The organism is Streptomyces sp. NPDC033270 (assembly GCF_055576575.1).
The window spans coordinates 69,438-85,471 of sequence record NZ_JBVIRA010000010.1 but is presented as its reverse complement, the minus strand read 5'-3'; the positions used below and the strand labels follow the sequence as shown (position 1 = coordinate 85,471).

Here is a 16,034-nt window from a genome sequence, read left to right as displayed (position 1 = left end):
AGCGGGACACCTTCGGGATCAAGGGCGGTGCGGGGAGGGGGGCGGTGCGGGGTGGGCCGGGGGACGGCGGCCCACCCCTCTCCGGGTGTCTCAGGCCTTGGGCAGCGGCACGCCGGCGGCCTTGGCCACGTCGGCGAGCATGTGCTCGGCGGCCTGGATGCCGATGCCGGACATCCAGGTCTCGTCCGGCACGTCGAAGACCTTGTGCTTCTTGACCGCCGGCAGGTCCTTCCAGACCGGGTTGGACGTGACGTCCTTCTGCTGGGTCTTGTCCGGGGTGTCGGCGACGGTCACGAACACCAGGTCGGCGTCGGCCTTGTCGATCTGCTCGGGGCTGACGTCGAGCATCGGCTTCGCCGGGTCGGTGGAGCTCTGCGACTTCGGCCGGGCCAGGCCGATGTCGTCGAGGACCACGCCGCTGTAGGAGGACTTCTGGTAGAGGCGGGTCGGGCCGGCGACGAAGCGGACGACCGAGGCCGACGGCATCTTGCCGTACTTCTTCTTGATGGCCTCGCCCAGCGCCTTGGCCCGCGCCTCGTACGCCTTGAGCTTCTCGTCGGCCTGCTTCTCCAGGCCCAGGGCCTTGGCGTGGACCTTCAGATTGGCCTTCCAGGGGCCGCCGGTGGTCTCGGTGAAGACGGTCGGCGCGATGGCCTTGAGCTTGTCGTAGATCTTCTCGTGCCGGACCTTGGAGGACAGGATCAGATCGGGCTTGAGGGAGATGATCTTTTCGAGGTTGGGCTCCAGCAGCGGACCGACGTCCTTGACGCCGCCGATCTTGTCCTTGAGGTAGCCGGGGAAGCCGCCCTCGGTCTTCATGTGCGGGGAGACCGCACCCACGGGCTTGATGCCCAGCATGGTGACGTCGTCGAGCTCACCGGTGTCCAGGACGACCACGCGCTTGGGCTTGGCGGGGATCTTCACCTCGCCGCCCATGACGCTCTTGACGGTGCGCGGGAAGCCGGCGCCGCCCTTGGCCGAGTCGTCGTCGGAGGCGTTGCCGCCGCAGGCGGTGAGGGCGGCGGCGCCCACGACGACGGCGAGGGGCGCGGCGAGCAGCCGGCCACGGAAAGCGGTTCTGGTGAACATGGGAGTGTGACTTCCTTGGAGGGGAGCGGAGAAAGCGGGAACGCCCGTGGGGGAGAGCGGTGTTGCGGTCAGGCGGAGGCGGCGGTGTGCCGCCGCGAGCTGCCCTTGGGCACCACCAGTGGGGTGCCGGTCTCGGGGTCGGGGATCACCCGGCAGTCGACGTCGAACACGGACTTGACCAGCTCCGCGTCGAGTACGTCCGCCGGGGCGCCGGCCGCGGCCAGCCGCCCGTCCTTGAGGACCACGAGATGGTCCGCGTAACGGGCGGCCTGCCCGAGGTCGTGCAGCACCATCACCACGGTGCGGCCCGCCTCGGCGTGCAGTGCGGCGACCAGGTCGAGGACGTCGAGCTGGTGCCGCAGGTCCAGGAAGGTGGTGGGCTCGTCGAGCAGCAGCAGGTCGGTGTCCTGCGCCAGCGCCAGCGCGATCCAGGCGCGCTGGCGCTGCCCGCCGGAGAGCCGGTCGACCGGCTGGTCGCGCAGCCCGGTGGTGCCGGTGCGCCGCAGCGCCTCCTCCACCGCCTGCTGGTCGGCCGTCGACCAGCCGCTCAGCAGTCGCTGGTGCGGGTAGCGGCCGAGCCGTACCAGCGCCTCGACGGTGATCGCGTCGGGCGTGACCGGCTGCTGGGGGAGCAGGCCCATCCGCAGGGCGAGCGCCCGGGCCGGCATCCGGTGGATGTCCGCGCCGTCCAGGGTGACGGTGCCGGCGGCCGGCGCCAGCAGCCGGGTCAGACCGCGCAACAGGGTCGACTTGCCGCAGGCGTTGGGGCCGACGACGGCGGTGACCGCGCCGCCGGGCAGCTCCAGGTCGAGGCCGCCGACGACCAGCCGGTCGCCGTAGCGCAGGTCGAGTCCGTGGGTGGCGAGCTGGTTGGCGGTCATCGGACACTCCTGTGGACGGAACTGCTCTGACGGATCATCAGCACCAGCAGCCAGGGCGCGCCCAGAGTGGCGGTGACCACTCCGACCGGCAGCCCGCTGACCGGCAGCAGATACTGCGCCACCAGATCGGAGGCGAGCAGCAGTACGGCACCGGCGAGGCCGGACAGCGCCAGCGTCCCGGCGGTCGGCGGCCCGGCGAGGAACCGCACCACGTGCGGGACGGCCAGCGCGACGAAGGCGACCGGGCCGGTGAGCGCGGCGGCCAGCGAGGCCAGGACGATCGCGACGAGCAGGATCTGCAGCCGGGCCGCCTGGGTGTTCAGACCGAGCGTGCCGGCCGAGTCGTCGCCCAGATCGAGTACGGCCAGCCGGCGGTTCAGCGCGAAGGCGGCGACCAGCGCGAGGGCCACCCCTCCGCCCGCCGACCACACTTCGGTCCAGCTGCGCCCGTACACCGAGCCGGTGGTCCACTGCAGCGACGAGCCGGCCAGCTCCGCGGGGAAGCGCACCACCATGAAGCTCACCGCCGCCGAGAGCCCCGCCTGCACGGCGAGTCCCACCAGCACCAGCCGGGTCACACCGGCCCCGGAGCGCCAGGAGAACACCCCCAGCAGCACCGCGGCGAGCAGCCCGCCGCCCAGCGCCGCCAGCGGCATCAGCATCTGCGAGGCGCCGGCGGCCAGCATCGCCACCGCGCCGAACGAGGCGCCGCCGGTCACCCCCATCACATCGGGCGAGGCGAGCGGGTTGCGGAACAGCCGCTGCAGCAGCGCACCGGCCACCGCCAGTCCCGCGCCCGCGACGACCGCCGCCACCATCCGCGGGGCCCGGAACTCCTGGACCACCAGCACCGTGGCCGAATCGCCGAGCCCGAACAGGCCCTTGGCCGCGTCGAGGGGCGGCAGCGGCATCTCCCCGTTGGCCACCGAGACCGTCATCAGCGCGCAGAGCACCAGCAGGCCCACGACGGCCGGCAGCGCGGTCCGGCGCCCGGTGGCCCGGCGTGCGGGGGCGGCGGTGGCAAGGGGCTTCGCGCCGGGTACGACGTCGTTCATCGCGCCACCTTCCGGGCCAGCAGCGCCAGCAGCGGCGCGCCGAGGAACGCGCTGATGATGCCGACCTGCAGCTCGGAGGGCCGGATGACGACCCGTCCGAGGATGTCGGCGGTGAGCAGCAGCAGCGGACCGGCGATCAGGCAGCCGGGCACCACGATCCGGTGGTCGGAGGTGCGCAGCAGCTGGCGGACCAGGTGCGGTGCGGCCAGCCCGATGAAGGCCAGCGGGCCGGCCACGGCCACCGCGGACGCCGCGAGCAGGACGACGGCCAGTCCGCCGGCCAGCCGGATCCGGGTCACCGGGACACCCAGCGACTGCGCCGAGTCGTCGCCCAGCGCCAGGGCGTTGAGGGCCGGGGTGAGGGCCAGCGCGACGACCAGGCCGAGCGCCAGGGCCGGCAGCACCGGATAGAGCACCTCCAGCGGCCGTTCGGCCAGCGAACCGGCCAGCCAGAACCGGGCCTCGTCCAACGACCGCTTGCTGGCCAGCATGACCGTCGACGTCCAGGAGAGCAGGACGAGTTGCAGCACGGTGCCGCCCAGGGCGAGGCGCACCGGGTCGAGGTCGCCGGCGCGCCGGGCCAGCGCCTGGGCGAACAGCGCGGCCGCCGCGGCGCCCGCGAACGCGAACCAGAGGTACTCGACGGGCCGGGTCAGATGCAGTGCGTAGATCGCGGTGACCACGGCGAAGCCGGCGCCGGCGTTGATGCCCAGCGTCGTGGGGGAGGCGAGCGGATTGCGGGTGATGCCCTGGACGACCGCGCCGGCCACGCCGAGCGCCGCGCCGACCGCGAGCGCCACCACCGTGCGCGGCAGCCGAAGCCCCGTCACCACGATGGCGTCCCGCCCGTGGGCGGTTCCTGACAGGGCGTCCAGCACGGTGGACAGCGGTACGGACCGCGCGCCGAGGGCGAGGCTCAGGGCGGCGCAGACCGCCAGCGCGCAGAGCCCGGCCACCAGCAGCGGCACACGCCGCAGGGGGCTCGCGGCGGGGCGCTCGCCGGGCGCCGGGGGCGCGGTGGCAGATGGTTGGGTCGTCGACACGCGTCGTGACATTAGGTTAGGCATGCCTAAACCTGCAAACGCCCATTCGGATAACGGTCAACTATCCCTTTTGTCGGTGATCAATTGCACCCCTCCCTCCTGGACACTCCTGACCTGGAGTTATTTGTCCACTTGTCGCCCCGCTCGCCCTTCTGGTCGGAGGGGACTGTCAGGTTGCGCAGCTAAAAAAGTGTAACCGTTGCACTTTCTAATCGGCTGTGCTTTTCTGGGTGGCATGACACCCACCCCTCCCCGCATCGCAGTCATCGGTGCCGGCCCCGGCGGCCTGACCTGCGCCCGCGTCCTGCAGCGGCACGGCGTACCGGTCACGGTCTACGATCATGAAGCGTCCGCCGATGCCCGCCCGCAAGGCGGCACGCTGGACGTGCACCTGACGACCGGTCAAAAGGCGTTGCACGCGGCCGGGCTGTACGAGGAGTTCAGCGCCGTGGCCCGCCCCGAAGGGCAGCAGATGCGACTGCTCGACCACGCCGCCACCCTGCTCTTCGAGCACACCCCGGCCGTCGACGTCACCGACCGTCCCGAGATCGACCGCGGCCGGCTGCGGCGTCTGCTGCTGGACTCCCTCACGCCCGGCACGGTCCGCTGGGGCCACTACCTGCGCACCGTCCATCCGCTCGGCGACGGGCGCCACAAGGCGGAGTTCGACAACGGCCGCACCGAGACCTTCGATGTGGTCATCGGCGCCGACGGTGCCTGGTCCCGGGTGCGCCCGCTGCTCTCCGACGCCACCCCGCACTACTCCGGCGTCACCTTCGTCGAGTTCGGCCTCGACGACGCCGACGCCCGCCACCCCGGCATCGCCCGCCTGGTCGGCGACGGCAGCATGATGGCGGCCCACGCCGACAAGGCGCTGATCGTCCAGCGCAACAGCCGCGCCCACATCCGCGGGTACGCCGCCTTCCGGGGATCCCAGGACTGGGCGCTGCAGGCCGGGCTGGTGATGACGGACACCGAGGCGGTGCGCGCCGTACTCCTCAAGACGTTCGCGGGGTGGGACGACCGGCTGCTGGCGCTGCTGCGGGAGAACGACGGCGGGTTCGTCAACCGCCCGCTGTTCGCGCTGCCGGTGCCGCACACCTGGATCCACACCCCGGGCCTGACGCTGCTCGGCGACGCCGCGCATCTGATGACACCGTTCTCCGGCATGGGCGCCAACCTCGCCATGCTCGACGGCTGCGAACTCGCCGAGGCCCTCGTCGCGCGCCACGACGACCCCGACGAGGCGCTGCGCGCCTATGAGGCGGCCATGCTGCCCCGTTCGGCGCGGGCCGCCGAGCTGGCCGCCCGCGGACTGGCCAACGCCCTCTCTCCCGACGCCCCGCAGGGGTCCCTGCGCCACCTGCGCCGGATGGCCGGGCAGGTGCAGGAGGGGCCCTGACCGCCCGGCCGCCCCGGCCCGCGGGCCCGAGGCGTCCGCCCTCCGGTTGCGGGTCCCGGGCGTCCGTCGGACGATCGGCAGCGTACGGGCGGCGGCCGGCCGCGCAGGGGCGCGACGGCGAAACGCCCCGCGGCGGCGCGGCGCGGAGGGACGGAACACACCGTGAAGATCACTGAGCCCACCCCCGGCGCGCCGTGCTGGGTGGAGCTGGGCACCTCGGACGTCGACGCCGCCAAGGTGTACTACCACCAGGTCTTCGGCTGGCGCGCCGAGACCGACCCGCGCGACGAGGCGGGCGGTTACACGGTGCTGTACCTGGGCGCCGCCCCGGTCGCCGCGCTGGCCCCGCTCTCCGCCCCCGGCCGGCCGACCGCCTGGACCGTGTCGTTCGCGACGCGCGACGCCGACGCGCTGGCCGCGGCGGTCACCCGAGCCGGCGGGCGGCAGGTCAGGGCGCCGAGCGACGTGTTCGACCTGGGCCGCTTCGCGGTGCTGGCCGACCCGGAGGGAGCCGTCTTCGAGGTGTGGCAGGCCCGGTCCTTCGCCGGCGCCGCGGTGCTCAGCGCGCCGGGCTCGCTGGGCTGGGTCGAGCTCGCCACCCGTGACGAGGCGGCCGCCAAGGCCTTCTACACGGGGGTCTTCGGATGGACCGTGGGCACCCACGAGGACTATCCGCAGTGGGGCATCGACGGCGCCGACTTCGGCGGGATGAGCGCGCTGGACGAGTTCTACCCGGAGGACGTCAGGGCGCACTGGCTGCCGTACTTCGCGGTCGCCGACGTCGACGAGACGGCCGCCCGTGCCGCCGGGTCCGGCGGCATGCTGCTGGTGCCCCCGACGGACGTCCCCGACGGGCCGCGGATCGCCGTGGGCCGCGACCCGCAAGGGGCCTCCTTCGGCATCTACCGCGCCGGCACCGAGGGCTGATCGCGATATCACACGATCGGCGGCCTGTTCGTCGTTTCACCTCATTCAATGGGATTTTTGCGCGTAATGTCCCGTTTGCGCCAATGGGTGCCATTGCGCGTCAAGAACAGGAGACCCCCCTATGTCCACGACCGAACTCCTCGTGGCCCGAGGCAGAAGACTCGCCGCCGGCGCGGGCGTACTGGCCGCGGCCGTCGCCATGGGCACGACGCTGTCCACCGCGGCGTCGGCCCAGGCGGCGACGCCCGGGCCCGTCAGCACCGCGAGGCCATACGGCATCGTCACCACGAAGATGGGCCTGAGTGCGCGTCAGTACCCCAGCACGGACTCCTCCGTGAGGGGCTTCTTCCGCCACCGCGCGCAGATCGGCCTGGTGTGCAAGGTGCGCACCCAGAGCGTCGCCGGCAACAGCGTCTGGTACCTCACTCGCGACGAGCGGGCGTCCTGGGTCTCGGCGAAGTACGTGACCAACACCGGCAAGGTCAAGTACTGCAAGGACGTGCAGCACGGCCGGATGCACCACTCCGGCTTCAACAACCCGGCCAAGCACGCCATGGGCTGATGGTGCCCGGGCGGGGCCCGGTACGGCACCCCACAGGTGCCGTACCGGGCCTTCGTGCGTGCGGGCGCCCCGCCCCGCACCGGCGCCCGCCCGGACCCCCGGCCCGGCGGCCGCGCCGGCTCGATCGCGCTCCGGCACCCTTCCGTATTACTGGAACAAGTTCTACTGTGCCCTCGATCCGGCATCCGACGCTCCATCAGGAACGCCGCGCCGCCGGACCGGACGACGGGACCGGACGAACTGGAGGGGCCGTGCACCTGGAATACACCCCCGAGCAGCAGCGGTTGCGCACCGAACTGCGCACCTACTTCGCCGAACTGGTGCCGGACAACGCCTACGCACGGTACGCCGACCCCACCGCCCAGAAGCGCTTCTACCGCGAGACCGTGCGCCGTCTGGGCCTCGACGGCTGGCTCGGCGTCGGCTGGCCCAAGGAGTTCGGCGGGCGCGGGATGACCCCGATGGAGCAGTTCATCTTCTTCGACGAGGCCGCACAGGCGGGCGTACCGCTGCCGCTGATGGCGCTGAACACCGTCGGCCCGACGATCATGCAGTTCGGCACCGACGAGCAGAAGGCCTACTTCCTGCCCAGGATCCTCTCCGGCGAGATCGACTTCGCGATCGGCTACAGCGAACCGGACGCCGGCACCGACCTGGCCGCCCTCAAGACCCGCGCGGTACGCGAGGGCGACGAAGAGACCGGCACCTACCTCGTCAACGGACAGAAGATCTGGACGACCAACGGGGACACCGCCGACTGGGTGTGGCTGGCCGTACGGACCGACCCCGACGCCCCACCCCACAAGGGCATCACCATGCTCCTGGTCCCCACCAGCGACCCCGGCTACTCCTGCACCGTGATCAACACCCTCGCCTCGCACGACACCACCGCCAGCTACTACGAGAACATCACCGTCCCGGCCACCCGCCGCGTCGGCCAGGAGAACAAGGGCTGGCGGATCATCACCAACCAGCTCAACCACGAGCGGGTCACCCTCGCCGCCCACGGCACCATGGCCATCCGCGCCCTGCACAACGTCCAGCGCTGGGCCGCCGACACCAAGCTCGCCGACGGCCGCCGGGTCATCGACCTGGGCTGGGTCCGTGGACGGCTGGCCCGCACCCACACCAGACTGGACGCCATGAAGCTGCTGAACTGGCAGATGGTCGACGCGCTCCAGCAGGACACGCTCACCCCGCAGGACGCCTCCGCGGTCAAGGTCTACGGCTCCGAGGCCCGGCGGGACGCCTACGCCTGGCTCATGGAGGTCGTCGGCTCGGCCGGCCCGCTGAAGGAGGGCTCGACGGGCGCCGTGCTCCACGGCGAACTGGAGCGCGGCTACCGCTCCGCGGTCATCTTCACCTTCGGCGGCGGCAACAACGAGATCCAGCGCGAGATCATCTCGTGGATCGGCCTCGGGATGCCGCGCGTACGGCGCTGACCGGCCCCCACGCCTCAAGGGCGCGGGGGGACCCCAGACGGGAGAAGGGGCTCATGGCAGGCGACCCCGGGCTCTTCGGGCCCCGCTCGGTGACCTGGCAGCTGCACGCCGACCCGATGATGTGGATCGCGGGCGTCCGTGCCCTGTACCTCCAGGCGCTGCACCCGCGCGCCGTGCGCGGCGTCCTGCAGAACTCCGCCGCGTTCCACATGGACGCCAGGGGCCGACGCGACGCCTGGGGCCGGCTGATGCGGACCGCCGACTTCGTCGGCACCCTCACCTACGGCACCACCGAAGCCGCCGAGCGGGCCGGCGCCGCGGTCCGCGGCATCCACCGCCGGCTGACCGCCACCGACCCGGCCACCGGCGAGCGCTATCGCATCGACGAGCCGGCCCTGCTGCTGTGGGTGCACTGCGCGGAGGTGGACTCCTACCTGCACGTACTGCGCCGCTCCGGCTACCCGGTCAGCGACGCCCAGGCCGACCGCTACCTCGCCGAACAGCGCGCGAGCGCCCGCCTGGTCGGCCTCGAACCGGACGCGGTCCCCGGCGACCGGGACGCCCTCGCCGCCTACTTCGACGGCGTACAGCCCGAACTGGCGCTGACCCCCGAGGCCCGCCAGGTCGACACGTTCCTGCGCCGGCCCCCGACCCCCGCCCCCCTCGTCCCGGCCCGCGCGCTGCTCTGGCAGCGGGTCGCACACCTGGCCTACGACGCGCTCCCGGCGTACGCACACGACCTCTACCGGCGCCCCGCGGCCCCGCCGGCCGCCGTCACCCGCCGCCTTCGCGCCACCGGCCGCCTCCTGCGCGCCATTCCGCCCACCGTCCGCTGGCAGCTGCCGCCCCGGCACGTCCTGCGCGCCGTCGAACGGCTCGGCCCCGACACCCGCCCAGCGCCCTACAAGCTCCGCGCTTGCGCCGCCATACTGGACGGGCACGACGGGACGCAGGGGGAACTGCGCGGCTGACCGCGGCACTGGGGACGGGGGCGGCGATACGGGATGGCGGAAAACAGACTGGTTCAGGGGCGCTACCGGCTGCTCGACACCATCGGCCGCGGCGGTATGGGCGAGGTCTGGCGGGCCCGCGACGAATCGCTGGGCCGGCAGGTCGCCGTCAAGTGCCTCAAGCCCCTGGGGCCCCGGCACGAACCGTCGTTCCTCCAGGTGCTGCGCGAACGCTTCCGGCGCGAGGCCCGGGTCGCGGCCGCCCTCCAGCACCGCGGCATCACCGTCGTGCACGACTTCGGCGAGGACGCGGGCACGCTCTTCATCGTCATGGAGCTGCTGAGCGGCCGTAACCTCAGCCAGCTGCTGGACGACAACCGTCGCCAGCCGCTGCCCGTCGGGGACGTCATCGAGATCGCCGAGCAGGTCACCGCCGCCCTCGCCTACACCCACGAACAAGCCGTCGTGCACCGCGACCTGAAACCGGCGAACATCGTCCGCACCACCGACGGCACGGTCAAGATCTGCGACTTCGGCATCGCCCGCCTCGGCCACGACATCGGCTTCACCGCCCGCCTGACCGGCACCGGCATCGCCATGGGCAGCCCGCACTACATGTCGCCCGAGCAGATCGGCGCGCACGCCATAGACCACCGCAGCGACCTGTACTCCCTGGGCTGTGTGCTCTACGAGCTGGCCACCGGCGTCCCCCCGTTCGACCTCGGCGACGCCTGGGCGGTGCTCGTCGGACACCGCGACACCGCCCCCACCCCGCCCCGTACGCTCCGCCCCGACCTGCCCGAGCCCTACGAGCGGATCATGCTCGAACTGCTCGCCAAGGACCCCGACGACCGGCCACGCGACGCCGACGAACTGGCCAAACGCCTCGCCGACGCCCGCCATCGGCACCCCGCGCGCCGCGCCCCGGCCGGCCCCGACGACACCACCACAGCCGCCACCCCGCGGCTGCCGTCCTGGACCCGCGGTATGACCCTCGGCTCCCCGGCCGGCGCCGCCCGCCGCCCGCCCCGCCCCCCGGCCGACCGGGCCGCCACGGTCCTCACCGACACCTGGACCGGCGGCGACGACCCGCGCCGCGGCGACGCCGCCCCGGCCGGCCCGCTCGCCAGCCCCGCACCACCCGACGAGCGCCGCGCCGCCCTCACCGGCCGCCTGGAGTCCGCCCATGCGCTGGGCCGCCAGGGCCGCTACTTCGACGCCCACCAGTGCTACGCCGAAGTACTGGCCGACCAGCAGCGCGCGCTGGGCCCCGACCACCCCGACACCCTCGGCTGCCGCCACCACCTCGCGCTCAACCTCGGCCGGCTGGGCCGGCTGGAGGACTGCCTGGCGATGACCGGCGAGGTGGCCGACGCACGCGCCCGGGTCCTCGGCGCCCACCACCCCGACACCCTCACCACCCGCTGCGAACTCGCCCACGTACTCGGCAAACTGGGCAACTGGGCGGCGGCGCTGCAGACCTACCAGCAGGTCGCGGCGGCCCGCTCGACGGCCCTGGGCCCCGACCACCCCGACACCCTCGCCGCCCGCTACGAGGTCGGCATCGGCCTCGGCCGGCTCGGCCGCAACGCGGAGGCCCTGGCGCTCTACCGCGACCTGATCGCGGCCCGCACCCGCACCCGGGGCGCCGACGACCCCGACACCCTGCGCGCCCGGCACGGCCTGGGCGTCAACCTCGGCCGGCTGGGCCGCTGGCAGGAGGCCCTGGTGGAAGCCCGGGCGGTGGCCGCGGCGCGCGAGCGAACCCTCGGCCCCGACCACCCCGACACCCTGGTCAGCCGGCGGGAGACCGCCGTGGCCCTCGGCTGGCTCGGCCGCTGGAACGACGCGCTGGACGGCTACCGCCAGGTGGCCGACGCCCGCGAACGGGTCCTGGGCGCCACCCACCCCGACGCGCTGACCAGCCAGAGCGACCTGGCCCAGTGCCTGGAGCAACTGGGCCGCGCCGACGAGGCGGCCGCCCTCCACCGCCGGGTCGCGTCCCTGCGCCGGCAGCGCGCCCGACGCGAGCGGTAGCGGGGCCCGCGGGCGGCCGGGAAGCCGCCGCGCGGCTCAGCTCGGGGTGACCCGGTAGAGCACCGTGCCGTGCGCCGGAACCTTCTCGGCCGCGATGTCGCCGGCGCTGTGCGCACGGCGGCCGGTGACCAGATCGTGCAGCAGATAGGAGGAGCTCTTCGGCAGCCCGGCCGCACCGGCCGTGACCGACAGCGTGCGCGCCGAGTCACCCGAGTTGAACAGGGCGATCGCATGGTCGCCGTTCTGCAGCGGCCTGCTCAGCACCGCGAAGTCGGTGCCCTGCTGCACGATGTGCCCCTGGACCCCCAGCGGATCCTGGTCGACGGCGATGACCTCCTCGTTGCCGAGCACCGCACGCGCCGCCGGTGACAGCTTCTCCAGGTCCGTGCTGGAGATCAGCGGTGCCGCCATCACCGCCCACAGCGACATCTGGCTCTGCATCTCCTGCGGCGTCAGACCCGAGTCGCCGGCCAGCAGGAGGTCCGGGTCGTTCCAGCGTCCGGGCCGCTGGAGGTCCGCCAGCTCCGCGTTGTAGTGGAAGTTGTAGACGATGGAGGACCACTTCGTGTCCGGCGAGGCCTTCTGCAGCGCCACATCGCGGCCGCTGCGCCACAGATTGCCCAGCTCGGACGACCAGCCGATGACCCGGTGCCAGACGGCGGCGCCGTCGAACTGGAAGTACGCCGGCGCGGACACCGAGAACGTCATCGGCCGCCCGGCGGCCCGCAGCGCGTCACTCATCTGCCCGTACAGGTCGCGGTAGGTCTGCTCCTTGCTGCGCCCGGGCACCGTGGGCACATTGCAGCCGTCCGCCTTGACGTAGTCCACCTTCCACTGCGCGAACAGCTGCGCGTCCTGGCGGAAGCGGCCGAGGCTGCCCGGGTACTTCTCGCAGGTGAGCGTGCCGACATCCGCGTAGATGCCGAACTTCAGGCCCATCCGGTGCAGTTGCTGCCCGACGTACGCCATGCCGTGCGGGAACTTGGCCGGGTCCGGCACCAGCTCGCCCTTGGGGCCGCGCTGCCTGCTCGTCCAGCAGTCGTCGACCGTCACGGTGTCGTAGCCCTTCGCCGCCAGACCCGTACGGACCAGGGCCCGGGCGTTGCCCAGGACCACCTGCTCGCTGATGCCGCAGGTGTAGTAGGACCAGTTGTTCCAGCCCATGGGGGGTTTGGGGGCAAGATGCGGATACGGCATCGCGGTGTGCGCGGCGCCGGGCGGGCGGACCGGGTCGGGGGTGGCGGAGGCGGGCGCGGGGGCCGCGAGCAGCCCGGCCGAGCAGGCGGCGACGGCCGTCAGCCCGGCGAGGCTGCGGCCGGTGCGGGATACCGAGGGGCGGGACACGGGTCACCTCACGGGGGAGCGGGACGGCCTGTGTGCGGGACAGCCGGGCGGTCCCGGCGGCGAGCACGGCCGGACGCTAGGAGCAGCCCTGCGGCCGATCAAGAAGCCGCACCGACCGCGCCGGAGGTTTCAGCCGCGTGCACCTGGCCACCGGGATCACCGCGTGCTACGAAGGGGCATGCCGGAACGGACTTCGTATGACGTGGTCGTCGTCGGCGGCGGGCACAACGGGCTGGTCGCCGCCGCCTATCTCGCACGGGCCGGGCGCAGCGTGCTGGTACTGGAGCGGCTGGACCACACGGGTGGGGCCGCCGTGTCGACCCGGGCGTTCGCCGGGGTCGACGCCTGGCTGTCCCGCTACTCCTACCTCGTCAGCCTGCTGCCGCCGAAGATCGTGCGGGACCTCGGGCTGCGCTTCGCGGTCCGCAAGCGCACCGTCTCCTCCTACACCCCCGCCGTACGCGACGGCCGCCCCACCGGCCTCCTCGTCGGCGGCGGCGAGCCCCGCACCCGTAAGTCGTTCGCCGACCTCACCGGCTCCGACCGGGAGTTCGGCGCCTGGCAGCGCTTCTACGGCACCACCCAAAGGCTCGCCGAACGGGTCTTCCCCACCCTCACCGAGCCGCTCCCCACCCGCGCCGCACTGCGCGCCGCCGTCGACGACGACGCCACCTGGCACGCCCTGTTCGAACGCCCCCTGGGCGAGGTGGTCGAGGAGACCTTCACCGACGACCTGGTCCGCGGCGTCGTCCTCACCGACGCCCTGATCGGCACCTTCGCCACCGCCCACGACCCCTCCCTGCGCCAGAACCGCTGCTTCCTCTACCACGTCATCGGCGGCGGCACCGGCGACTGGGACGTCCCCATCGGCGGTATGGGCGCCCTCACCGACGCGCTGGCCGACGCCGCCCGCCGCGCCGGGGCCGAGATCGTCACCAACTGCCCGGTGACCACGATCGCCACGGACGGCCGGACGGCGGAGGTCAGCTGCGACCGGGGCACGATCGGCGCCCGACGGGTCCTGGTCAACGCCTCCCCGCGCGAACTCGCCCGTCTCCTGGGCGAGAACCCGCCACCACCGGCCGAGGGCGCCCAGCTCAAGGTGAACATGCTGCTCACCCGGCTCCCGCGGCTGCGCGACACCCGGGTGGACCCCCGGGAGGCCTTCTCCGGCACCTTCCACATCGCCGAGGGCTACGGCCAGCTGGAGCGCTCCTACCGGCAGGCCGCGTCCGGCGAGCTGCCCGCGGACCCGCCGTCCGAGATCTACTGCCACTCCCTGACCGACCCCTCCATCCTCGGCGCCGACCTGGTCCGCCGGGGCTACCAGACGCTCACCCTCTTCGGCCTGCACACCCCGGCCCGGCTGTTCGCCGCGGACAACGACACCACCCGCGACCGCCTGCTCGCCGCCACCCTCGCCGAACTCGACACCCACCTCGCCGAACCGCTCACCGACTGCCTCGCCCACGACGCCGAGGGCCGCCCGTGCATCGAGGCCCGCTCCCCCCTGGACCTGGACCGGGAGCTGGGCCTGCCGGGCGGCAACATCTTCCACCGCGACCTGGCGTTCCCCTACGCGGACGAGCACGACGAGTGCGCCGGGGCGGCCGGCGGCACCGCGCCGGCCCGTTGGGGCGTGGCCACCACCCACCCCAACGTCCTGCTGTGCGGGGCGGGCGCGGTCCGCGGCGGAGGAGTGAGCGGAATCCCCGGTCACAACGCGGCGATGGCGGTACTGGAGGAGGGCTGACGGGGTGGGGCGGCGCCCTGCTGCAACGGGACGCCCTTGCCGCGACCGGTCGCCCCTGCTGTGACCGTGCGCCCCTGCCGTGACCGGGCGTCCCCTGCCGTGACCGGTCTCCCCCTGCCGTGACCGGTCGTCCCTGCTGTGACCGGGCGTCCCCTGCCGTGACCGGTCGTCCCTGCTGTGATCGGTCGCCCCTGCCGCGACCGGTCGGTGCCTCCCGGTGGGCGCCGGGGGGGGACCCACCCGTGTCCCCCCGGGAATACCACCAACCCCCACCCCGTTGTGGCCCCGCAGGGGGCCCTCGCGACCCTTACGGGATCTGTTCCCCCAAGCCCTAGTGGACGCCCTTCGGGCACCCCCTGGCCGGTCCCCACCGCTTTCTGACGCAGCATCAGAAAATCTCTTCCCTCGTACGGCCCGCTGCGGCATCCTTCGCGCATGCAGACGGAGCTGAGCAACACGCTGGGAGTCGAGCACGCCGTCTTCGGGTTCACGCCGTTCCCCGCCGTCGCCGCGGCGATCACCCGGGCCGGCGGGTTCGGGGTGCTCGGCGCGGTCCGCTACACCGCGCCGGACGAGCTGGCCCGCGACCTCGACTGGATGCAGGAGCACACCGACGGACTGCCCTACGGGCTCGATGTGGTGATGCCCGCCAAGAAGGTGGAGGGCGTCAGCGAGGCCGACGTCGAGGCGATGATCCCCCAGGGGCACCGCAGGTTCGTCACCGAGCTCCTGGAGAAGCATCAGGTGCCCGGGCTCGCCCAGGGGGAGACGCCCGGCTGGCGGATCACCGGTTGGATGGAGCAGGTCGCCCGCACCCAGCTCGACGTGGCCTTCGACTACCCGATCAAACTGCTCGCCAACGCCCTCGGCTCGCCGCCGCCCGACGTCGTCGAGCGCGCCCACGACCACGGCGTCCTCGTCGCCGCACTGGCCGGCAGCCCCCGGCACGCCCGCCACCACCAGGCCGCCGGCATCGACATCGTCGTCGCCCAGGGCTACGAGGCGGGCGGGCACACCGGAGAGATCGCCACCATGGTCCTCACCCCGGAAATCGTGGCCGCCGTCGACCCGCTCCCGGTGCTCGCCGCGGGCGGCATCGGCACCGGTGAGCAGATCGCCGCCGGGCTCGCCCTCGGCGCGCAGGGCGTCTGGCTCGGCTCGATCTGGCTGACCACCGAGGAGGCGGAGCTGCACTCCCGGCGGCTGACCGCGAAACTGCTCGCCGCCGGGCCGGGCGACACCGTCCGCTCCCGCGCCCTGACCGGCAAACCCGCCCGCCAGCTGCGTACGGAGTGGACCGACGCCTGGGACGACCCCGACGGCCCCGGCACCCTTCCGATGCCGCTGCAGGGCCTGTTGGTCGCCGAGGCCAACTCCCGCATCCAGCGGCACGAGGTCGAGCCGCTGCTCGGCACCCCGGTGGGCCAGATCGTCGGCCGGATGAACAGCGAACGCAGTGTGCAGGCCGTCTTCGACGACCTCACCCGCGGCTTCGAGCGGGCCGTCGACCGCATCAACCGCATCGCCGGACGCGCGTGAACCCCAGGAG

The 16,034-nt window shown here is 73.3% G+C and carries 13 protein-coding genes; 8 read left to right on the top strand and 5 right to left on the bottom strand.

The features are described 5' to 3' along the window. Positions 1–90 precede the first annotated feature (90 nt). The 4 genes from ACZ5XZ_RS16380 to ACZ5XZ_RS16365 form a co-directional block, all read right to left on the bottom strand. Positions 91–1,089 carry an ABC transporter substrate-binding protein gene (locus ACZ5XZ_RS16380; RefSeq protein ID WP_468978346.1) on the bottom strand — a complete coding sequence of 333 codons (999 nt, stop codon included), beginning with the start codon at positions 1,087–1,089 and terminating at the stop codon, positions 91–93. A gap of 68 nt (positions 1,090–1,157) precedes the next feature. Further along, entirely contained in the window at positions 1,158–1,970 is an 813-nt protein-coding gene (locus ACZ5XZ_RS16375; protein WP_468978344.1) for an ABC transporter ATP-binding protein, read from the bottom strand. Then, positions 1,967–3,025 (bottom strand): FecCD family ABC transporter permease, encoded by a 1,059-nt coding sequence (locus ACZ5XZ_RS16370; protein WP_468978342.1) that lies wholly within the window; start codon positions 3,023–3,025, stop codon positions 1,967–1,969. The genes ACZ5XZ_RS16375 and ACZ5XZ_RS16370 overlap by 4 nt, the downstream gene beginning before the upstream one ends. Further along, positions 3,022–3,993: a FecCD family ABC transporter permease gene (locus ACZ5XZ_RS16365; RefSeq protein ID WP_468978612.1), complete on the bottom strand. Its 972-nt coding sequence runs from the start codon at positions 3,991–3,993 to the stop codon at positions 3,022–3,024. Before ACZ5XZ_RS16365 ends, ACZ5XZ_RS16370 begins: the two co-directional genes overlap by 4 nt. 310 nt (positions 3,994–4,303) lie before the next feature. Between ACZ5XZ_RS16365 and ACZ5XZ_RS16360 the strand changes: the two genes are divergently transcribed. From ACZ5XZ_RS16360 to ACZ5XZ_RS16335, 6 genes are all read left to right on the top strand, one after another. After that, a complete protein-coding gene (locus tag ACZ5XZ_RS16360) occupies positions 4,304–5,470 on the top strand; it encodes an FAD-dependent oxidoreductase (protein ID WP_468978341.1) in 1,167 nt (388 codons plus the stop codon). A gap of 162 nt (positions 5,471–5,632) precedes the next feature. Next, positions 5,633–6,397: a VOC family protein gene (locus ACZ5XZ_RS16355; protein ID WP_468978340.1), complete on the top strand. Its 765-nt coding sequence runs from the start codon at positions 5,633–5,635 to the stop codon at positions 6,395–6,397. 121 nt (positions 6,398–6,518) lie between these two features. After that, positions 6,519–6,959 (top strand): SH3 domain-containing protein, encoded by a 441-nt coding sequence (locus ACZ5XZ_RS16350; protein WP_468978338.1) that lies wholly within the window; start codon positions 6,519–6,521, stop codon positions 6,957–6,959. Positions 6,960–7,210: 251 nt separating this feature from the next. Beyond that, positions 7,211–8,401 (top strand): acyl-CoA dehydrogenase family protein, encoded by a 1,191-nt coding sequence (locus tag ACZ5XZ_RS16345; RefSeq protein WP_468978337.1) that lies wholly within the window; start codon positions 7,211–7,213, stop codon positions 8,399–8,401. A 53-nt stretch (positions 8,402–8,454) separates the two neighbouring features. Then, positions 8,455–9,372 carry an oxygenase MpaB family protein gene (locus ACZ5XZ_RS16340; RefSeq protein WP_468978335.1) on the top strand — a complete coding sequence of 306 codons (918 nt, stop codon included), beginning with the start codon at positions 8,455–8,457 and terminating at the stop codon, positions 9,370–9,372. Positions 9,373–9,405: 33 nt separating this feature from the next. Further along, positions 9,406–11,388 carry a serine/threonine-protein kinase gene (locus ACZ5XZ_RS16335; protein ID WP_468978333.1) on the top strand — a complete coding sequence of 661 codons (1,983 nt, stop codon included), beginning with the start codon at positions 9,406–9,408 and terminating at the stop codon, positions 11,386–11,388. Positions 11,389–11,424: 36 nt separating this feature from the next. Here ACZ5XZ_RS16335 and ACZ5XZ_RS16330 read toward each other — a convergent pair whose 3' ends face one another. Continuing rightward, positions 11,425–12,732 carry a glycoside hydrolase family 27 protein gene (locus tag ACZ5XZ_RS16330; protein WP_468978332.1) on the bottom strand — a complete coding sequence of 436 codons (1,308 nt, stop codon included), beginning with the start codon at positions 12,730–12,732 and terminating at the stop codon, positions 11,425–11,427. Positions 12,733–12,910: 178 nt separating this feature from the next. Between ACZ5XZ_RS16330 and ACZ5XZ_RS16325 the strand changes: the two genes are divergently transcribed. Continuing rightward, positions 12,911–14,485, top strand: a complete 1,575-nt coding sequence (locus ACZ5XZ_RS16325) for a phytoene desaturase family protein (RefSeq protein WP_468978331.1) — start codon at positions 12,911–12,913, stop codon at positions 14,483–14,485. 435 nt (positions 14,486–14,920) lie between these two features. Beyond that, a complete protein-coding gene (locus ACZ5XZ_RS16320; RefSeq protein ID WP_468978329.1) occupies positions 14,921–16,024 on the top strand; it encodes an NAD(P)H-dependent flavin oxidoreductase in 1,104 nt (367 codons plus the stop codon). Positions 16,025–16,034: the final 10 nt, after the last annotated feature.

Excerpts from the sequence above, each read along its gene's own strand:
- ACZ5XZ_RS16380 (WP_468978346.1), bottom strand. The coding sequence starts at position 1,089 with ATGTTCACCAGAACCGCTTTCCGTGGCCGGCTGCTCGCCGCGCCCCTC.
- ACZ5XZ_RS16375 (WP_468978344.1), bottom strand. The coding sequence starts at position 1,970 with ATGACCGCCAACCAGCTCGCCACCCACGGACTCGACCTGCGCTACGGC.
- ACZ5XZ_RS16370 (WP_468978342.1), bottom strand. The coding sequence starts at position 3,025 with ATGAACGACGTCGTACCCGGCGCGAAGCCCCTTGCCACCGCCGCCCCC.
- ACZ5XZ_RS16360 (WP_468978341.1), top strand. The coding sequence starts at position 4,304 with ATGACACCCACCCCTCCCCGCATCGCAGTCATCGGTGCCGGCCCCGGC.
- ACZ5XZ_RS16350 (WP_468978338.1), top strand. The coding sequence starts at position 6,519 with ATGTCCACGACCGAACTCCTCGTGGCCCGAGGCAGAAGACTCGCCGCC.
- ACZ5XZ_RS16340 (WP_468978335.1), top strand. The coding sequence starts at position 8,455 with ATGGCAGGCGACCCCGGGCTCTTCGGGCCCCGCTCGGTGACCTGGCAG.
- ACZ5XZ_RS16335 (WP_468978333.1), top strand. The coding sequence starts at position 9,406 with ATGGCGGAAAACAGACTGGTTCAGGGGCGCTACCGGCTGCTCGACACC.
- ACZ5XZ_RS16325 (WP_468978331.1), top strand. The coding sequence starts at position 12,911 with ATGCCGGAACGGACTTCGTATGACGTGGTCGTCGTCGGCGGCGGGCAC.
- ACZ5XZ_RS16320 (WP_468978329.1), top strand. The coding sequence starts at position 14,921 with ATGCAGACGGAGCTGAGCAACACGCTGGGAGTCGAGCACGCCGTCTTC.